General features: G+C 47.2%; 15 protein-coding genes and 1 pseudogene. 14 read left to right on the top strand and 2 right to left on the bottom strand.

Features of this window, described 5'->3' with window-relative positions:
* The first annotated feature begins 7 nt into the window (after positions 1–7).
* The 9 genes from I2B62_RS18275 to I2B62_RS18235 all read left to right on the top strand — a co-directional run bounded on the left by I2B62_RS18275 (position 8) and on the right by I2B62_RS18235 (position 10690).
* Positions 8–2368: a glycyl radical protein gene (locus I2B62_RS18275; protein WP_195270473.1), complete on the top strand. Its 2361-nt coding sequence runs from the start codon at positions 8–10 to the stop codon at positions 2366–2368.
* A 428-nt stretch (positions 2369–2796) separates the two neighbouring features.
* The gene (locus tag I2B62_RS18270) at positions 2797–4110 is read left to right on the top strand and encodes a sodium-dependent transporter (RefSeq protein ID WP_195270472.1); all 1314 of its coding nucleotides are present in this window, start codon (positions 2797–2799) and stop codon (positions 4108–4110) included.
* A 78-nt stretch (positions 4111–4188) separates the two neighbouring features.
* Complete coding sequence (larB, locus tag I2B62_RS18265; protein WP_195270471.1) at positions 4189–4935, top strand: nickel pincer cofactor biosynthesis protein LarB; 747 nt, start codon at positions 4189–4191, stop codon at positions 4933–4935.
* On the top strand, positions 4892–6874 hold the full coding sequence (metG, locus tag I2B62_RS18260; protein ID WP_243259606.1) for a methionine--tRNA ligase: 1983 nt from the start codon (positions 4892–4894) through the stop codon (positions 6872–6874). The genes larB and metG overlap by 44 nt, the downstream gene beginning before the upstream one ends.
* 139 nt (positions 6875–7013) lie before the next feature.
* A complete protein-coding gene (locus I2B62_RS18255; RefSeq protein WP_195270469.1) occupies positions 7014–7235 on the top strand; it encodes a helix-turn-helix transcriptional regulator in 222 nt (73 codons plus the stop codon).
* Positions 7216–7641: a hypothetical protein gene (locus tag I2B62_RS18250; protein WP_195270468.1), complete on the top strand. Its 426-nt coding sequence runs from the start codon at positions 7216–7218 to the stop codon at positions 7639–7641. Before I2B62_RS18255 ends, I2B62_RS18250 begins: the two co-directional genes overlap by 20 nt.
* Before the next feature lie 238 nt (positions 7642–7879).
* On the top strand, positions 7880–8161 hold the full coding sequence (locus I2B62_RS18245; protein ID WP_195270467.1) for a CD3324 family protein: 282 nt from the start codon (positions 7880–7882) through the stop codon (positions 8159–8161).
* Between the two features lie 192 nt (positions 8162–8353).
* Positions 8354–8905: a DUF1062 domain-containing protein gene (locus I2B62_RS18240; protein ID WP_195270466.1), complete on the top strand. Its 552-nt coding sequence runs from the start codon at positions 8354–8356 to the stop codon at positions 8903–8905.
* A gap of 579 nt (positions 8906–9484) precedes the next feature.
* Entirely contained in the window at positions 9485–10690 is a 1206-nt protein-coding gene (locus I2B62_RS18235) for an ammonium transporter (RefSeq protein ID WP_195270465.1), read from the top strand.
* 64 nt (positions 10691–10754) lie between these two features.
* On the opposite strand, the gene I2B62_RS18230 is transcribed toward I2B62_RS18235, so the two are convergent.
* A complete protein-coding gene (locus I2B62_RS18230; RefSeq protein WP_195270464.1) occupies positions 10755–11903 on the bottom strand; it encodes a M20 family metallopeptidase in 1149 nt (382 codons plus the stop codon).
* Positions 11904–12034: 131 nt separating this feature from the next.
* Here I2B62_RS18230 and I2B62_RS18225 point away from each other — a divergent pair, with 131 nt between their 5' ends.
* The 4 genes and pseudogenes from I2B62_RS18225 to I2B62_RS20565 all read left to right on the top strand — a co-directional run bounded on the left by I2B62_RS18225 (position 12035) and on the right by I2B62_RS20565 (position 16704).
* Positions 12035–13393 carry an MATE family efflux transporter gene (locus tag I2B62_RS18225; protein ID WP_207736066.1) on the top strand — a complete coding sequence of 453 codons (1359 nt, stop codon included), beginning with the start codon at positions 12035–12037 and terminating at the stop codon, positions 13391–13393.
* Between the two features lie 173 nt (positions 13394–13566).
* Positions 13567–14352 (top strand): electron transfer flavoprotein subunit beta/FixA family protein, encoded by a 786-nt coding sequence (locus I2B62_RS18220; RefSeq protein WP_195270462.1) that lies wholly within the window; start codon positions 13567–13569, stop codon positions 14350–14352.
* Positions 14353–14364: 12 nt separating this feature from the next.
* Positions 14365–15207, top strand: a pseudogene (locus I2B62_RS20570) (electron transfer flavoprotein subunit alpha/FixB family protein); the annotation flags it as partial.
* A gap of 354 nt (positions 15208–15561) precedes the next feature.
* Positions 15562–16704: an acyl-CoA dehydrogenase gene (locus tag I2B62_RS20565; protein ID WP_243259605.1), complete on the top strand. Its 1143-nt coding sequence runs from the start codon at positions 15562–15564 to the stop codon at positions 16702–16704.
* A 48-nt stretch (positions 16705–16752) separates the two neighbouring features.
* Here the strand turns inward: I2B62_RS20565 and I2B62_RS18210 are convergent, their stop codons facing one another.
* The gene (locus I2B62_RS18210; RefSeq protein ID WP_195270460.1) at positions 16753–17625 is read right to left on the bottom strand and encodes an amidohydrolase family protein; all 873 of its coding nucleotides are present in this window, start codon (positions 17623–17625) and stop codon (positions 16753–16755) included.
* 128 nt (positions 17626–17753) lie between these two features.
* Here I2B62_RS18210 and I2B62_RS18205 point away from each other — a divergent pair, with 128 nt between their 5' ends.
* Entirely contained in the window at positions 17754–18392 is a 639-nt protein-coding gene (locus tag I2B62_RS18205; protein ID WP_195270459.1) for an HAD-IA family hydrolase, read from the top strand.
* Positions 18393–18412 lie beyond the last annotated feature (20 nt).

Below are 18412 nucleotides of genomic sequence, written 5' to 3'. Positions count from 1 at the left end.
ATATAAAATGATAACCAGACGTGTAGAAAAATTAAGAGATAGGATGCGTGAAACAAAACCACACATTTGTGTTGAACGCGCGGAATTAATTACTAAATTCTACAGACAATGCTCCTGTGATACCCCAATGCTCAGACGCGCCAAGCTATTAAAATATTTATTGGCAAATATGACGATATACATTGCTGACGATGAATTGTTCGCCGGCAATCAAGCTAAAGAATATCGGGGAGTTCCAGTATTTCCTGAATTTGGAGCAAATTGGATTATTGAGACGATTGATACCTTTTCTACCAGACCAACGGACCCTTTATTCATTAGCGATGAAAATAAAGAAAAGCTTCTTGAGGATCTTGAGTTTTGGAAAAATAATAGTTTTAAGGAGCTTGTTGATGATCAGTTAACAGAGGAAGTATTGGAGGTCGAACAACTTGGGGTTTTGTCTGTTGGCTCAAGAACTACCTCCACAGGACATGTGGTTCCCAATTATCCAAAAGTTTTCAGCTTAGGATTAAAAGGAATTATAGAAAAAGTACAGAGAAAAATTGATGCTGTTGAGTTTGTTAATCATAATACACAGCGCCAGATTGATTTTTGGCAGGGTGTAATTATTGTTTGTGAAGCTTGCATAGACTTTGCACGACGCTATGAAAAATTAGCTAAGGAAATGGCTGAAAAAGAAAGCGAACCAAAACGAAAAAAGGAGCTTTTACAAATTGCCAGCAATTGTGCGAATGTTCCTGAGAACCCGCCGCAGACCACCTATGAAGCACTCCAGTTTTTCTGGTTTATGCACTTGATTATGCAGATTGAAACAAATGGACACTCTATTGGTCTTGGGCGGTTTGATCAAACGATGTTCCCTTTTTACAAAAAAGATATTGAAGAAGGTCTTATCACCTTTGATCAATGCGTAGAGTATATTGAGTGTTTGTGGATTAAAATAACAGAAATTATTAAAGTGCGCGACGACTTTGACGCACAAGCTTTTGCAGGATATCCTATGTGGCAAAACTGTGCGGTTGGCGGCGTAACACCGAATGGTAAAGATGCAGTCAATGAATTTTCTTTCTGTATTCTGCAGGCAACCAGCGAAGTGAAAACAACACAGCCAACCATATCTTTCCGCTACCATGATGCTATTAATGAAGAATTTTTCAAGAAGGCACTGACAATGATACAGGATGGTCTTGCAACACCGGCAATGTTTAACGATAAGCTGATTATTCCACTTGTTCTTTCAAAAGGAGCTACTATCAAGGAAGCCAGAGACTGGAGCATCGAAGGCTGCGTTGAAAATTATGTTACCGGAAAAACAGATGGCAGACCGGTTGTAGGTTACATTAATACCGTGAAGCTTGTTGAGTTTGTTCTGAATGATGGTGTTGACCCGCTTACAGGAAAGCAGGTTGGACTTAAGACCGGTGATCCAAATCGATTTGAATCGTTTGAGGAGTTTATGGATGCCTACCAAAAGCAGATGGAATATTTTACAAGGCTGATGTGTGAAGCCTACAATATTGTTGGCGCATGTCAGGCCAATATGGTTCCTGCTTTATTGTCTTCCAGCCTAGTGGATGATTGTATTGAAAAAGGGAAAACATTGCAAGAAGGTGGCGCAAAATATAATTTTTCAGGTTCGTTTATCACTGCGATGGCTAATGCAGCGGATTCGATCGCAGCAATTAAGAAGTTCGTTTATGATGAGCACAAGATAAGTTTTGATGAACTTAAAGTAGCCATTGCGGATGATTTTAAAAATTATGAACCTTTGAGACAGATGCTGATGAATAATGCGCCTAAATACGGTAATGACGATGATTACGTTGATGAGATCGCGCAAAAAATTGTAGAAATCGCAACAGATGAAATTGAAAAATACCCTGATTCAAGAGATGGTAAGTACGTTTTGTCAGTTCTTTCACAGTCCTTTAATGTCCTTCAGGGCAAAAGTGTTGGGGCTACACCTGACGGACGGCATGCCTTTGAAGCGTTGGCGGATAATGCATCCCCAGCTGCATCCAGAGATGTCAACGGTCCGACCGCAGCTTTGCGTTCGGTTTCCAAAATTGATCAGTTCCGTCCTTTGATTGGCACGCTACTCAACCAGAAATTTGATCCGGTTATCGTTAAAGGTGAGAAAGGTTTGAATATTCTTGGAACATTGATTAAATCTTATTTTGACGAATATGGAGAACATGTTCAGATAAATGTTGTTGATGAGGAAACGCTGAGAGATGCACAAATTCATCCGGAAAACCATCGAAATTTGATGGTTCGAGTCGCGGGATATTCTGCGTATTTTATTGAGTTGGATAAAGATGTTCAGGAAAATGTCATTGCAAGAACAGCTCAGCAAAGTCTATAAATTTTCAAATCAAAAAGCCAAGTAACTATGCAAAAGAGTTCTAGTCCAACTCTTCTGCATAGTTTTAAAAGAAATTAAAAGTGAAAAGTAAAAAGTAATATGGTTATTCGTCTTTAAAATAACAGATTACTATAAATAAAATTTTCACTAATCTCTTTTGTGATAATAATACCATGGTTTTTATAATTAGCAAGCCTATTTTAAAAATTCATTTTATTTCTCAAGAAGATCGAGTTATATCGACATGATTAGTGAAAATCGAGTAATTTAACAGTAATTGGTAAAGTGTTTTTAAAAATCAGGAGGTTAAAAATGTCGATCGGCACTTGGATTATGTTGATATTTTATGGTGTGGTTCTCGGTGGGGGTAGTATTTTTTTAATTGCACATGCATTGAAAAATAAAGAGATCTAAAAGGGGATAATAAAATGAATGATAAAAAAAGCCGTGGTGCCTGGGGATCACGGATAGGCTATATCTTGTCAACCTTGGGGATGGCAATTGGTGTTGGCGCAATGTGGCGCTTTCCAATGCTGACAGCGAAATATGGTGGCGGCGCTTTTGTTCTGGCATTTTTTCTGATCAGTATCATTATCGTTATTCCAGCCGCTTGGGGAGAAGTGGGGCTGGGACGGCATACAAAATCCGGTGTCGCCGGCGCGCTGGAGTCTTTGGCTGGCAAAAAAGGTAAAGTTATCGGGACGTTTATTGCATTGATTCCATTGCTGCTAATGTTTTATTACCCGGTTATTATGGCAAATGTTGTGCAGTACATCTACTATACGGTTGCGGGGTCACCATTTTTGGCGGATCCGGAGGGTTTTTACAGCGTTATATCGAACAATAAAATCGTTGTGTTCTTGATTGTCGCCGGGCTTGATATTTTAACGGGTGTTATCTGCCTGGGCGGCATCAAGGGTGGGATTGAAAAAGCATGTAAAATCCTTTTGCCAACCCTTTTCGTCATTCTGGTAGTTTTAGTAATTCGTATCTGTACCTTACCTGGTATCATTGAAGGAATCGAGTTTTATGTCCGTCCGGATTTTTCCCAATGGGCCAATCCAAAGCTATGGGTTGAAGCGGCTGGCATGGCCTTGTTCGCAATTGGCTGTGGCCCCGGTTATCTGATAACCTTTGGCAGCTACTGCTCTGATAAAGCGGACATTGGTACAGATCTGGTAACGGTTAATATTACTCAGATGTTAATCTGCGTTTTAAGCGGCTTTGCAATGATCCCGGCAGTTATCCTCTTTGGGATGAACCCGGACGCGGGAAGCGGCCTCATTTTCATGGTATTGCCAAAAGTTTTCGAGCAGCTGGCTGGCGGTCCTGTCTGGCTGGTGTTTTTCCTGATTGCGTTGCTGTTCGCAGGCTTATCCACAACCATGTCCGCCTGGGAAGTACCGGTTGCGGTTTTGATCGACAGCTTTGGCCTCAAGAGAAGAACGGCTGTTATCATTGTAACACTTGTCGCCATTATCGGGGCAATTCCATGTATCTGGATTGCTGAGTTCCTGGAACATTTCGATTATTTGGTTGGAACCTTCCTGTATACGGCTGCTGCAACGGGGATCGCGCTTTATCTGGCGTGGTTTTATAAAGCGAAACGCGTGCGTGAAGAATGGATTAATCCGACATCGGTTATTAAATACGGCGCATGGGAAGATGTTCTGTATAAATTCCTCACAGTGCCGGTGTTCGTATATTTCCTTGCGACAGGCTTTATTGGTTTCTTTAATTAATGATTGTATTTCAGGGTTAAGAGACTGGAAAGGAGAAAGACCTTTCCAGTCTTTCATTTGAAAAGGTCGGAGGAAAAAATGAACGCAGAAAGATTAAAAAATTTATTGTCAGAGGTAAAAAGCGGTCAAACCAGTATCGACAGCGCTTTTGAAAAGATAAAGGATATACCGTATCATGATCTGGAATACGCAAAGGTCGATTATCATAGAGAATTGCGCAATGGTTTTCCGGAAGTAGTGTACAGCCCTGGGAAATCCCTTGAGCAGATTCATGGAATTGTTGAGGATATGATTACGCATACCGATGGGAATATTATGGCAACACGGGCAGATCAAAATGTTTACAAAACCATTGCGGAGCTTTCTGATAAAACGGAATATTATAAGGATGCCAGAGTTGTCGTGGTCAGGCGAAAGCCTTTTGAAGTCAGCGAAAAAAGTGTTGCGGTCGTGTCCGCAGGCACTTCGGATATACCGGTGGCCGAGGAGGCGGCGGTTTGCGCGGAGGTCATGGGAAATCGTGTGGATCGGCTTTATGACGTCGGCGTTGCGGGAATTCACCGGCTGCTCGACAATGTAGACCGGATCAATCGTGCCGGAGTTATCATTGTAATCGCTGGAATGGAGGGCGCTCTGGCGAGTGTGGTTGGCGGCTTGACGGATAAACCCGTTATCGCAGTGCCTACGAGCATTGGGTATGGCGCGAACTTTGGCGGCGTTTCAGCCTTGCTGGGAATGCTGACATCCTGTGCCAGCGGCATTGGCGTTGTGAATATTGATAATGGATTCGGCGCGGCCTGCCTCGCGTCAAAAATCAACAGATAAAGAGGACCCAGAATTGAAAGAAAAGTATTATGTTACAACGCCTATTTATTATCCGAGCAGTGATTTGCACATAGGCCATACCTATACAACTGTGGCGGCGGATACGCTCAAGCGCTTTAAAAAGCTCCAGGGCTACGACGCCTATATGATTACAGGAATCGACGAGCACGGCCAGAAGATCGAAAAGGTCGCGGAGGAAAAAGGCATGTCTCCGCAGGACTTTGTGGATGAAGAAGCTACACGCATCGCAGAGCTCTGGAAGCTGATGCAGATTGATAATGACCAGCTCATCCGGACCACGGATCCCCAGCACATGAAGACCATTCAGCGCATCTTTAAAAAGCTTTATGACCAGGGTGACATCTATAAAGGAAAATACGAGGGCTGGTACTGTACTCCCTGTGAATCTTTCTGGACTGAAAGTCAGGTGGTTGACGGAAAGTGTCCGGACTGTGGCCGGCCGGTTGAGATGGCTTCTGAGGAGGCTTACTTTTTCAAAATGTCCAAATACGCAGACCGGCTGCTTAAACACATTGAAGCACACCCGGATTTTATCCGGCCGGAGTCGCGGAAAAATGAAATGATCAATAATTTCATCAAGCCTGGTCTTCAGGATCTTTGTGTGTCCCGAACCTCCTTTAGCTGGGGTGTTCCGGTTGACTTTGACCCTGAGCATGTTGTTTATGTCTGGATCGATGCACTGCCGAATTACCTGTCGGCTCTGGGCTATCTTAATGACAAGCCTGACCTGATGGAGCAGTACTGGCCGGCGAACGTCCATCTGGTAGGAAAAGACATCATACGCTTTCACACGATTTATTGGCCGATTATGCTGATGGCATTGGATTTACCGCTGCCAGATCAGATTTATGGTCATGGATGGATACTGCTTAAAGGCGGCAAGATGTCAAAATCAGTTGGAAATGTTGTGAATCCTGTGGAACTGGCGGATAAATATGGCGTAGATGCTCTGCGCTACTACCTGCTGAGGGAGATGAAGGACGGATCGGATGGTGTGTACAGTGAAGAGCTGTTGATAAATCGTATCAACGCGGATCTGGTCAATGATCTGGGAAACCTCCTGAGCAGAACAGCCGCGATGACTGTGAAATATTTTGGCGGGAAGATACCGGAGAAACGGGAAGCTGAGGTGCTGGATGCTGAGTTGATTAAACTGGCAGAGAATACACCTGAAGTTTTTGCTGCCCATATGGACAAAGTGGACTTCAGCAGAGCGCTGGAAGCGGTTTGGAAATTGGTTGGGCGAACCAACAAATATATTGATGAAACTGAGCCATGGATTTTGTGTAAAGATTCGGGAAAATACAACCGTCTGGCAGCAGTTATGTATAATCTGACAGAAGCCCTACGTTTTATCGCGGTTATGGTTGGCCCGGTAATGCCGGATACAGGCTTGAAGATACTTGAGCGTTTGAAGGTGCCGGAGGCGCTGAGAACCTGGGAAAGTCTGGCGGCGTTTGGACAGTATCCGGAAGAGATAGAAATTGAATGCTGTGACGCGCTGTTCCCGAGAGTGGAAACCGAAAAACAGAACAAGAAAACCAAGGCAGTGCAGAAAGAAAAGCAGAAGAAACCCGAAATGCAGAGTAGTGACAGGATCACCATTGATAATTTTTCAAAGGTTGAATTGAAAACCGGAGAGATCCTGGCCTGTGAGAAGCACCCGGACGCAGATAAGCTTTTAGTTTTTCAAATTGATCTGGGTGGTGAAAAGCGGCAGATTGTTTCGGGAATTGCGGAGTACTATGCCCCAGGGGATTTAATTGGAATGACGGTTGTGGTATGCGTTAATCTTAAACCTATCGTGCTGCGTGGCGTAGAATCCAATGGAATGATTTTGTCCGCCATCGGCGGAAAAAAACTTTCACTGCTGACCGTAGAGGATGCTTCGATGCCGGCGGGAAGTAAGGTTTGTTAAAATGTTATGGATGGAAATCCTATCTGGTATCTCCATCCTTTTTTATTTAAGCCAAATTAAAACATGTTGCATTTTTAGCAAAATATGATATAATATGAAGCATACTTCATGTGAAAGGAACTTCATATTTAGAAATAAATTGAAAAACAGAATAAAAGAACTGAGAAAAGAAAATGGCTTGACACAGCTCCAACTGGCAGATGCTGTAGGAGTGTCAACCAGGACCATTATTTCGTTGGAAAAGGGGCAGTATAATCCATCGATTATGTTAGCCTACAAAATCGCGCGTTTGTTTAATACAACAATTGAAGAATTGTATTGTTTGGAGGCGAATCTGGAAAATGAAATGGAAAATTTATAATTGGATGCCCTGGATAAGATTGGTTGTTCTGACAGTCTGTATTGGTTTTTCTCTTTTTCTGATGGTAAACGATTTGATAGAAAACAGAGTTCCTCAAAATCAATTATGGCTTTTTTGCATCATTATTCCCGCAGGTTTAGAGCAGATCAGTCAGATTATGGATAGCAGAGCGGGGGTAATGGTTTATAAAGATGAAAGAGAACAGTATTTGAAGCTGGAAGCCGGAGCTTTAGCCTTCAAATACGCTAAGATAGCTTGTGTTATTCTTTTATGCCTGTCCGCTGTTCTGAATTATTTTCTGCCCAGTCTTTTATTTACTGGGATTGTGCTGGGTTTGAGTGTTTTTTTGATCCTGATGTATGGAATGGAATTAATCGCTTATTTTTATTTTGAAACAATGAAATAATAATCAACTTAAGGACAAATCTCATTTTTCTTTAATAAAAAAGAATGAGGTTTTGTCCTTTTTCAGATTGTGGTAAAATTGAACAGAAAAAATCAGAGGAGAAGGAGGGGTGGAGTTTTATGCTTAATCCTATCGTTATGGTTGCGTAGGCAGGGCTGTCGCAACGGTTTATAAATTGAATAAATGCTTGTCGGTAGCTTTGCTGTTCCCGTTTAAAAAACTAAATCAGGAGCGCAAAATGAGCTATAAGAAAGCAATACATATTCTGCCGCGTGAGCTGTTGGAAAAGGTTCAGGAGTATATTGACGGGGAGTTTATCTACATTCCGAGAATTGCTGATAACAAAAAGTGCTGGGGCGCATCGACCTCGACGCGTCAGGAATTGAAAGAGCGGAATGCCCGTATTTATGCGGACTATCTGGCAGGAGTGTCGATGGAGGCTCTGACGGAAAAGTATTTCCTTTCCCTGAAGAGTATCCAGAGAATTATCGGGCAGTTGAAAAAAGAAAAAAATCATTGACAGAGGCTGATTCAGTTTTACGGACTGGATCGGCCTTTTTCTTATGTTCTTTTATGAAATGAGGTTTAGGTAGGGTGGACAAAAGCATCATGCTACAATGAATTCATAAAGAGAGGAGGCGCAGGATGAAAAGCGTTTGTGACAATCCACCTGATCAGGCTTCTTCTTTAAAATAAAGAGAGGAGCCAGACAATGAAAAAAATTATCTGGAAAATTGAACCCCTTGAGCCGCCGTTGGTGTCAAGGCATTGTAAAAAATGCGGTAAAAAGGAAGAATTCACCTGCTCAGGACAGTTTCGGGTTAACGCTCAGCGCAAGTATCTGGATATCTGGCTGATCTATAAATGCGTAAAATGTGATACAACCTGGAACGCGGCAGTATATTCGCGCGTGTCGCCCCAGACGTTAAACCACGGCTTATTGGAGGGGTTTTACAGCAATGATGAAAAGCTTGCCCGGCAGTATGCCCTGGATTTTCAGTTTCTGAGAAGAAACGGCGCCGAGGTGGTGCCGGCACGCTGCTCTGTTTCTGGCGATATACCCGTATCCGGGGAAATATCAGAAGTGGAGCTGCAAACCGAGTACGTGCTTCCCGTCAAGGTTTCCACACTGGTACGGGACAAGCTGTGCCTGTCACAGAAGCATTATCTGGAAATGGTCGCAGAGGAAAAGATAAAGTGCGGCTCTGGGCAAGATTTGCGAAAGTGCAGAGTGAAAAATGGAATTACCCTTATCTTTCGGTAAACGGTAAATCCCAATTCAACTGAGAGCCGCCATAGAAAGAAGAACCCCTTATGCCGAATAAGAGGTTCTTTTTTTGATTAAATGCGACTGGCTGAGAGAATGGTTTGTCGGTTTAAGCCCTATACCGGTTGGCCGAGGTAGAGGCGCTCCAGGAGAAGTTTTCCTCTTTTCATCAATATTGAAAGGATACTTTACTGCACGGTGTAAAGATAGCGCATTTGCAACAGCATAGAAAGAATTTGTCATAAAATATGATTTTATACCAAAATAAAGTGTTTTCAGCTGCTGAAAAGAATTTTTTACAGGCCCGGCGGTTGGAAATTTAAAATTATTTCAAGGTAAAAGTCGTGAAATTCATTCTTTCTGCCTCGAAGAATATTTTTGAAAAGATAAAAAAACAATAATATATGAGAAAAGATAATAAGCAGTTAAGCTTTGCGCTAGAAAAGCAAAAATCTTACAAAAACAGTCTTAAGATTTATAAATACAAAACGTACAATTGGATTGTTTGACAAATAAAATGAAAGCTGATAATCTAAAGAATAAATATAATGAGATATCTGAGGAGAAAAGGGAAGTATGATTAATTTTGCGGATACAGGATTTATTCTTGTCTGTGCGGCAATGGTATGCCTGATGACGCCGGCATTAGCTGTTTTTTATGCCGGGCTGCTGAGAAAGGGCAATATCATCGACATTATGTTTCAGTGCTTTATTGCCATGGGCATTGTAACAGTGCTTTGGTTTATCGGCGGTTTCAGTCTGATTTTTGGCGGCGATGTCTCGGGGATTATCGGCAGTCTGGAGTTTGCGTTTTTACAGAATGTGAGCCTGGCGCCTTCGGCGCTGTGGGCGCCGACCATTCCGTTTATCGCCTTCTTTGTCTTTCAGCTGATGTTCGCCCTGGTGACGCCTGCGCTTATCTGCGGCGCGGTGGCAGAGCGGATGACGCTTAAGAGCTATATGATATTTCTGACGCTCTGGAGCCTTTTAGTTTATATACCGGTAGCGCACTGGGTATGGGGCGGTGGATTTCTGTCACAGATGGGCCTGGCCGACTTTGCCGGCGGCACGGTGGTTCATATGAGTGCAGGCTTCTCGGCTCTGGCGGCAGTGCTGGTCATCGGCGGAAGGAAAAAAAGGGATTATACCCCGCATAATATGGTATATGTTGCCATCGGAGCGGGACTTCTGTGGTTTGGCTGGTTTGCTTTTAACGGAGGAAGCGCTCTGGCGGCCAACGAAATTGCCGCTATGACCATCACCAATTCACAGATTTCCGCGGGCTTTGGGCTCATAACCTGGGTGACTGCCAGTTGGATTCAGGAAAAACACCCCAGCGTTTTAGGGGCGATGATGGGGGCTCTGGCAGGCCTGGTCTGCATAACGCCGGGATCAGGCTTTGTGGAGCCCTGGGCGGCAGCCATTATTGGTGTTGCGGGCACCTTGTGCTGCTATGGCGTGATTCAGCTGCGGATTAAAAAGAACCTAGACGACACACTGGATGTTTTTGGACTGCATGGAGCCGGAGGGACTGTGGGCATTATCATGACCGGCATTTTTGCCAGCCCGGCCATCAATACTGTAACGGGAGCGGTTTATGGCAACCCTGGACAGGTGCTGACACAGCTTGCCGGAGCGGCGGTCGTCATGCTTTACAGCTTTGTATTAACCATTGTCATGCTGAAAATAATCGGCCGGTTTACGCCGCTGCGAGTTTCGGACTCCCAGGAAATCGGGGGAATTGACGAGAAATATTATCAGGAAAAAGGATTGGTGGAATAAAATCTGACGGTATGTTACCGCCCTGCCAGATGGCAGGGCGGTGTTGTTTTTTGAAGGAAGGGGATCAATCAAATAAGACCCGCTCCGCCAGGTCGGCCAGCACTTTTTCGCAGCGGTCGATATCCGTCAGTGGAACATATTCGTCAGGTTTATGAGCCAGCTCGAGATCGCCGGGTCCGTAGGAAAGGCAATTATGGTTGCGCAGGGTTCCGGCGATAACGGCGCTGTCGGTGTAACCGGGAAAAAAGCTGACGCTGGCAGGCTGGCCGGTTACAGCTTCACAGCTTTCTTTCAGCGCGTTTAGAAGGAAGGACTGCGCGTTCTTTTCCACGAACGGCCGGTCACCGGTGATTCTGTAATGGCCTTTGACCCCGGGAATCTGTTTTTCTGCCTGGCGTATGGCAGATTTTACGATGCTTTCCGCCGCGGCTGTGGTGGTTGGCGGCACCAGGCGCATATCGATGGTAACGGCGCAGTGGTCCGGAACCACATAGGGGCGGTAGCCGCCGTTGATCTGGCCAAAGGTGACGGTGGAGCGGCCAAGGTCGTGATGCGTTGGCGTTTCGGCGATGCCTCTCCGGATGGCGGCGATCATTTCAGCCATAGCGGCAATGGCGTCCGCACCTTTCCAGGGGGTGCTGGCATGGGCGGTAATACCGTCTGCGGTCAACTCAAACCAAGTGCGGCCTTTATGGGCGACCTGGATCTGGCCGTTTGTAGGCTCGGTATCCAATACCCAGCTCTTTTCAGTAACCCAGCCTGAGGCGATGGCGGCCTCCACTCCCCGCATATAGTCCTCCTCGTCGACCGTTCCGATGAAAATAAAGGAGTGGCGGGGGCGTATGCCGGAAGCGGCTGCTTTTAGGAAAACAGAGAGTGCGCAGGCCAGACCGGATTTCATATCGCAGGCGCCTCGGCCGTAAAGCCGTCCGTTTTTTATTTCTGCAGCGAGCGGCGGCACACTCCAGCCCCCGCCCAATGTCACGGTATCCATATGGCAGATATAGATAAGCGCAGGATCGTCGATTTCCCCCTCGATTTTGCCCATAACATTAAAACGGCCGGGCAGAACCTGCTCTCTGATAACGGCAACGCCTGCCGACTCCAGAAGCTCTGTGATTTTAAGGCCGATGGCCCCTTCATATGCGCCGGGGTCGGAGCTGTCGATGCGGACAAGCTCACGGGTGAGTGTCTGCGCGTTTGTGCTGTACATAAAAACCTCCCAACAAAACAATAAATTCTTTTTATATTATATAATAAAATTCCTGAGATAGAAAGGAAAACAATAAAAGATTCTTAAAGTATTCCGAGAGGTTAATGTTATAATATTATCATAAGGGAGGGATGTCTGTGGAAAAACTGAACGATTTTACCAAAGGAAGCATATCTGGCAATATCATGCGGCTGGCCATGCCGATGATGGCGGCGCAGCTTATCAATGTGCTGTACAGCGTGGTTGACCGTGTCTATATCGGACACTTGCCGGATGCTTCGACACTTGCCCTGACAGGCCTTGGGCTCACCTTTCCCATTATTATGATCATTACGGCTTTTGCCAATCTTTTTGGCATGGGCGGCGCGCCGCTCTGCTCCATCGCCAGGGGAAAGGGAGACGACCGCAGGGCGGAGCGCATTATGGGAAATTCCTTTGCCATGCTGCTGATCACCGGTGTTTTGCTCATGATGGTATGCCTGATCTTTAAGCGGCCGATTTTATACGCCTTTGGCGCCAGTGAACAAACCTTTCCGTATGCTGACAGCTATGTTGAAATTTATCTCTGCGGCAGTCTCTTTGTGATGATTGGTCTGGGGATGAACAGCTTTATCAATTCACAGGGCTTTGCGAAAACCGGAATGATGACCGTGGCCCTGGGGGCGGTTGTCAATATTTTGCTGGACCCGGTATTTATTTTTATCCTTGGCTTAGGCGTCCGGGGCGCAGCTCTGGCCACCGTGTTGTCTCAACTGCTCTCCGCTCTCTGGGTTTTACGCTTTCTGACCGGAAAGAAAGCCATTTACCGGCTTAGCCTGAAAAATATGAAGCTGGATTTTCCGCTGGTCGGTGAAATCGCCGGTCTGGGACTTTCGGGATTTATCATGTCTGTCACCAACAGCGCGGTACAGATTGTATGCAACGCAAGCCTTCAGTTTTACGGGGGTGATATTTACGTTGGGGTCATGACCGTTTTAAACTCCATCCGTGAGGTGCTCACCATGCCTGTACAGGGCATTACCAACGGTGCGCAGCCTGTACTCGGCTTTAATTATGGCGCCGGGGCCTACGGCAGGGTGCGGAAGGGGATTCAGTTTACAGCGGTTATCGGGGTGGCGTATACCTTTATTGCATGGCTGATTCTGATGCTTACGCCCCAGGCCTTTATCCATATTTTCAACAGTGAGCCAGAACTTATCAGGCTGGGGGTTCCGGCTTTATATATTTATTTCTTTGGCTTTTTTATGATGGCCCTCCAGTTTTCCGGGCAGACGGTTTTCATCGCGCTGGGGAAATCAAAGCAGGCTATTTTCTTTTCACTGCTTCGAAAAGCGATCATTGTTATCCCGCTCACGCTGTTTTTACCGACGGTTTTTAACCTTGGTGTCAACGGTGTTTTTCTGGCAGAGCCCATCTCTAATTTTATCGGGGGAGCCGCCTGCTTTATTACCATGATGGTCACGGTATGGTCAAAAATGAAAGAAGAATAGCTGTTAAAGGACGCTGTGAGTTTCGCAGAGTCCTTTTTTAGTGGATAAAATACAAACGGATGGGTAAATATATTCATGTTAAAATTAAACGCTTGACAGCTGTATCATATCAAGCTGCGTTTAAAATACGATCATTCTTAATTGCAAAACGATTGAGAACAGGAGGTAATCAGATGAATGTCGCTGTATGTATTAAGCAGGTTCCCGCCGTGTCTGAAATCAAGCTGGAAAAGGGCACAAACCGAATGCTGAGGGAGGATGTCCCCGCGATTGTAAACCTTTGTGATAAAAACGCTCTGGAGGAGGCCCTGAGGCTTCGGGAAAAGCATGGGGGCAAGGTAACGGTTTTATCCATGGGGCCGGCTCAGGCAGAGGAGGCGCTCCGGGAGTGCATCGGCATGGGGGCAGATGAAGCGGTCTTGCTGTATGACGACGCACTGCGCGGCTCGGATACTCTGGCGACAAGCCGTGTGCTGGCAGCCGCGATCCGCAAGCTGGGCGGATACGACGTTGTGCTCTGCGGCAAGCAGGCCAGTGACGGCGATACCGGGCAGGTAGGCCCGGGCATTGCTGAACGACTGGATTATGCCCAGGCCACCTATGTGAACCGGCTGAAGATCGAGGACTATGTGCTGACTGCTGAACGTGAAAACAAAGACGGCGTTGAAATTCTACAGGCGGCTCTGCCGGTGGTCTGCACCATCACGGAAAAGGCCCATGCGCCGAGACACCCCTCCATAAAGGGAAAAATGAAGTCAAAAAACGCGGAGATTCGGACGTTATCAGCGGCAGATATCGGATTATCCCCTGAGGAGGTCGGCTTTAAGGGCTCGGCTACTCAGGTGGTCGGGACTTTTTCACCGGCGGTTTTGGATACCGGTATCCGGATCGACGCGAAGGATGGACGTGAAGGCGCAAAGGCCCTGTTTGAAACCCTGGAAAGCCTGGGCGTGTGGTAAGGAGGAAATGTCATGAAAGAAAATGCGATTTGGATTTTTATTGAAAAAGAGGACGAGCAGATCAGACGTGTGAGCCTGGAGCTTTTATCCAAGGGTAAAAGGTTAAAACGCGAGGACGACGCGCTGGTCGCAGTGGTTTTCGGCTATCTTTCCTGTGATATGACCGCTGAGCTTTCGGGCTGCGGGGCCGATATTATTTTAAATGTCCCTGGTGACGGTTATGAAATCTATGGCACCGATGCTTATACCAACGCCATGGAGGACTTGATCCGGCGTTATGCGCCGAATCTCCTGCTGGTGGGCGCGACCCATAACGGCCGTGATCTCTGCGGGCGTCTGGCCACCCGGCTGGAGCTTGGCCTCGCGGCGGACTGTACTGATATTGAACTGGCGGCAAACGGCGCTGCGACTTTTATTCGTCCGGCTTACGACGGCAAGGCGTTTGCCAAAATTACCATGGACACACGTCCTCAGATCGGCAGTGTCCACGCCGGTATTTTTGCCAAGGGCCTGCCGGTAGAGGGCTTAAAGGCTGAAGTGATCGAGGCGGATATTCCCATAAAGGAAAGCGTGCTCCGGGTGAAGCTGCTGGAGTATGTCGAGGCTGTCTCCAAGGTGGTGGATGACCTGGAGGCTGCGGACATTGTCGTAGCTGGCGGCCGTGGACTCGGAGGCCCGGAGGGCTTTGACATTATCCGGGAGCTGGCAGATGCCCTGGGCGCCGCGGTCGGCGCGTCCAAGCCAACGGTGGAGGACGGCTGGATTGATGTTGAGCATCAGGTTGGCGTGACCGGCAAAAGGATTCATCCCAAGCTTTATATTGCCTGCGGAATTTCTGGTGCGGTACAGCATACGCTGGGGATGAAGGACTCGGACATTATTGTGGCCATTAACAATGACCCTGAAGCCCCAATCTTTAAAATTGCCCATTACTGTGTGGTGGGAGACCTGTTTGAGGTCGTTCCGGCACTTACGGGCCTGATCCGAGAAAAACGTCAGCTTAAGGCACCGGATGAACGGCGCCAGAATCCAACCGACACACAGACCGCCTATTTTGAGGAAACGACAGTAGAAAAGCAGGAATCCCGGGCCCCTGAATCCGAAGTGAAAGAAGAAAACGTAAAAGCGCCTTTAGAGCAAGGGCCAAAGCGTGAGATTAAAAAGATCCGTACAATCGATAAAACCAATGCGAACGAGGAGGAAGAAACCATGAATTTTGAATTATCCAAGGAACACCAGGAGCTGCGTGAAATGTTCCGTGAGTTTGCCCAGATGGAGGTAAAACCCATTGCCAAGGACTTAGATGAAAAGGAACGTTTTCCGGAAGAGACCATTCCCAAGCTCGCCGAAGCCGGCATGCTGGGTATCCCCTTCCCTGAAGAATACGGCGGAGCGGGTATGGACAACCTGGCTTACGCCATGTGCGTCGAAGAAATTTCAAAGGTCTGCGGCTCCACCGGGGTGATTATTTCTGCCCACACCTCTCTGTGCGCATGGCCGATCTTTGCCTTTGGAACAGAGGAACAGAAGCGTAAATATCTGGTACCCCTGGCCAAGGGCGAGCACCTTGGAGCCTTTGGCTTAACGGAGCCGGGGGCAGGAACAGACGCGGCCGGACAGAAAACCACAGCAGTGCTCGATGGCGACCACTATGTCCTGAACGGCAGTAAAATTTTTATTACCAACGGCGGCAAGGCCGACACCTATGTTATTTTTGCCATGACGGATATTACAAAGGGCAATCACGGGATCACCGCCTTTATTGTGGAAAAGGATTTTCCGGGCTTCTCCATCGGCAAAAAGCTGGATAAAATGGGAATCCGAGGCTCCTCCACAACGGAGCTGATCTTCAAAGACTGTAAAGTGCCAAAGGAAAACCTGCTGGGCGAAGTTGGAAAGGGCTTTAAGATTGCCATGAAAACTCTGGACGGCGGCCGGATCGGCATTGCCTCTCAGGCCCTCGGTCTGGCGCAGGGAGCCATTGATGAGACCATCCCATACGTCAGGGGAAGAGAACAGTTCGGACAGCCGCTGTCATCCTTCCAGAATACCCAGTTCCAGCTGGCCAATATGATCGCCAGGGCAGAGGGCGCGCGCCTGCTGGTCTATCAGGCAGCCTGTGCGAAGGATGCAGGGAAGCCCTATAACCATCTGGCGGCTTTGGCCAAGCTTGTCGCTTCAGAAGCGGCGAGAGACGTCACCTGCGAAGCCGTCCAGCTATTCGGCGGTTACGGCTTTACAAGAGACTATCCAGTCGAACGGATGATGCGGGACGCCAAAATCACCGAGATTTACGAAGGCACCTCCGAAGTCCAGCGCATGGTTATCTCCAGCTGGGCTGGAGTTAAATAAAAATAGCAAATGCCCTGCGTATTGTTAAATGCGCAGGGCATTTTGTCTTTACCGCCAGGCCTTGAATTTTTTACGAACCGCGGATTCCGCCTTTGCGAGCCGCGTATCCAGCAGCTTCTGGTCGGGAACAGCCTGCCTGAAATAGCCGTACTCATCAAAAATTCCCTGGGGATGCGGCACCCGGAAAGCCCCCGCATCACTGCCAAGAGCTACAGAAGCCCCGAGATCAAAGGCTTTTTGGATATTGGACAGCTGCCGTTTGTGGATACTTGTCAAAACAGCATCGTTATACCGTCCGCTTCCGATAATATTGCCGGTTATGGCTATGGTCGGGCACCAGACGACTCCGGTTTCCTTCAGCAGAGAAAGACACTCCATATCCATGAAATTACCGTGCTCAATACTGTCCACACCCGACTCCAGAGCGACTTTAATGTTATCGGCTCCGTTGACATGGGTCATCACCGAATAGCCCTCAGAATGGGCGATATGAACCATCTCAGACACTTCCTGCTCTGGAAGGCCGGGGCAGCTCAGACGGCCGGCGTGGTCAAAATCCATGATGCCGGCTGTCATGATCTTGATAAAATCACACCGCTGGCGTCTGGCCTTTTGAACGAGCTGAGCATATTCCTTTAAGCTGTCATAGGAAAAGCCGACGATACTGCCATAATAGCCCCGGTGATGGATGGCAAATACCGGCGTCCGGCAGTCGATACCGTATTCCGGCGCAAGGTCGGCGGCCAGACGCGAAACGCCCAGATTATCGCCGCCGTCACGGATAAAGAGCACGTCCCGTTTTTGATAGTCTGATAAAACCTGCCGGATCAGGGCTTCATCGGGGGTGTTCCTGTGCTTTGCCGCGGCTTCCCGGAAAGATACGCCATCCATGATTATGTGGGCATGACATTCTCCAAACATACAAATCCCTTCTTCGTTTAAATTCTGAATTCCATTATACCGCTGGACGGCTGAAAAACAAAGGGAAAGCTGTAAAAAGGACAGTGGAACTGCTATAATAGAGCTATTACGATAACTGGAGGTAGGAAATGGATTACGAAGCGTATCTGTTTGACTTTGATTATACACTGGCAAACTCGGAAAAAGGCATTGTCATGTGCTTTCAGCATGTTTTTGAGCGCAACGGCTTTAAGGGGATTGAGGATGAAGCCATCAAGAAAACCATTGGCTTAACCCTTGAAGAAGCCTTTATGCTGTTGACGGGCATTAAAGACCGCAAAACGATTGCCGGGTACCGGAAACAGTATGTCGAGAAATCCGACGAGGTGATGGTGGCAAACACTAAGCTGTTCCCTGAGGTGCTGCCCATGCTTAGAAAGCTGAAAGAAAAGGGCGCAAAAACGGGTATTATCTCCACCAAATACCGCTACCGGATCGAGAGCACTACCCGTCTTTACGGTATGGATGAGCTGATTGACCTGATTGTCGGCGGCGAGGATGTAAAGGCAGCCAAGCCGAGCCCCGAAGGGGTCTGGAAAGCCCTGGATCAACTGAAATGTGACAGAGAAAAGACACTTTATATTGGTGACAGCCTGGTCGACGCCCGCACAGCGGAGAATGCCGGGGTCTCTTTTGCGGCTGTGACCACCGGTACCACCACGGCTGCGGACTTCGATGAAGTGCCCCATGTGAAAATAATGGGGGACCTGTCTGAGCTTGCAGACTGAACCATTAAAAAAACGGCCCA

This window comes from Eubacterium sp. 1001713B170207_170306_E7, assembly GCF_015547515.1.
GTDB lineage: Bacteria > Bacillota > Clostridia > Eubacteriales > Eubacteriaceae > Eubacterium.
This window is presented reverse-complemented; position numbering and strand designations above follow the sequence as displayed.

Coding starts and splice junctions, on each gene's coding strand:
- I2B62_RS18250 (WP_195270468.1), top strand. CDS start 7,216: ATGAAATGGAAAATTTATAATTGGATGCCCTGGATAAGATTGGTTGTT.
- metG (WP_243259606.1), top strand. CDS start 4,892: ATGGATTCGGCGCGGCCTGCCTCGCGTCAAAAATCAACAGATAAAGAG.
- I2B62_RS18275 (WP_195270473.1), top strand. CDS start 8: ATGATAACCAGACGTGTAGAAAAATTAAGAGATAGGATGCGTGAAACA.
- I2B62_RS18240 (WP_195270466.1), top strand. CDS start 8,354: ATGAAAAAAATTATCTGGAAAATTGAACCCCTTGAGCCGCCGTTGGTG.
- I2B62_RS18245 (WP_195270467.1), top strand. CDS start 7,880: ATGAGCTATAAGAAAGCAATACATATTCTGCCGCGTGAGCTGTTGGAA.
- I2B62_RS18220 (WP_195270462.1), top strand. CDS start 13,567: ATGAATGTCGCTGTATGTATTAAGCAGGTTCCCGCCGTGTCTGAAATC.
- I2B62_RS18230 (WP_195270464.1), bottom strand. CDS start 11,903: ATGTACAGCACAAACGCGCAGACACTCACCCGTGAGCTTGTCCGCATC.
- I2B62_RS18270 (WP_195270472.1), top strand. CDS start 2,797: ATGAATGATAAAAAAAGCCGTGGTGCCTGGGGATCACGGATAGGCTAT.
- I2B62_RS18205 (WP_195270459.1), top strand. CDS start 17,754: ATGGATTACGAAGCGTATCTGTTTGACTTTGATTATACACTGGCAAAC.
- I2B62_RS18210 (WP_195270460.1), bottom strand. CDS start 17,625: ATGTTTGGAGAATGTCATGCCCACATAATCATGGATGGCGTATCTTTC.
- I2B62_RS18235 (WP_195270465.1), top strand. CDS start 9,485: ATGATTAATTTTGCGGATACAGGATTTATTCTTGTCTGTGCGGCAATG.
- I2B62_RS18225 (WP_207736066.1), top strand. CDS start 12,035: ATGTCTGTGGAAAAACTGAACGATTTTACCAAAGGAAGCATATCTGGC.
- larB (WP_195270471.1), top strand. CDS start 4,189: ATGAACGCAGAAAGATTAAAAAATTTATTGTCAGAGGTAAAAAGCGGT.
- I2B62_RS20565 (WP_243259605.1), top strand. CDS start 15,562: ATGAATTTTGAATTATCCAAGGAACACCAGGAGCTGCGTGAAATGTTC.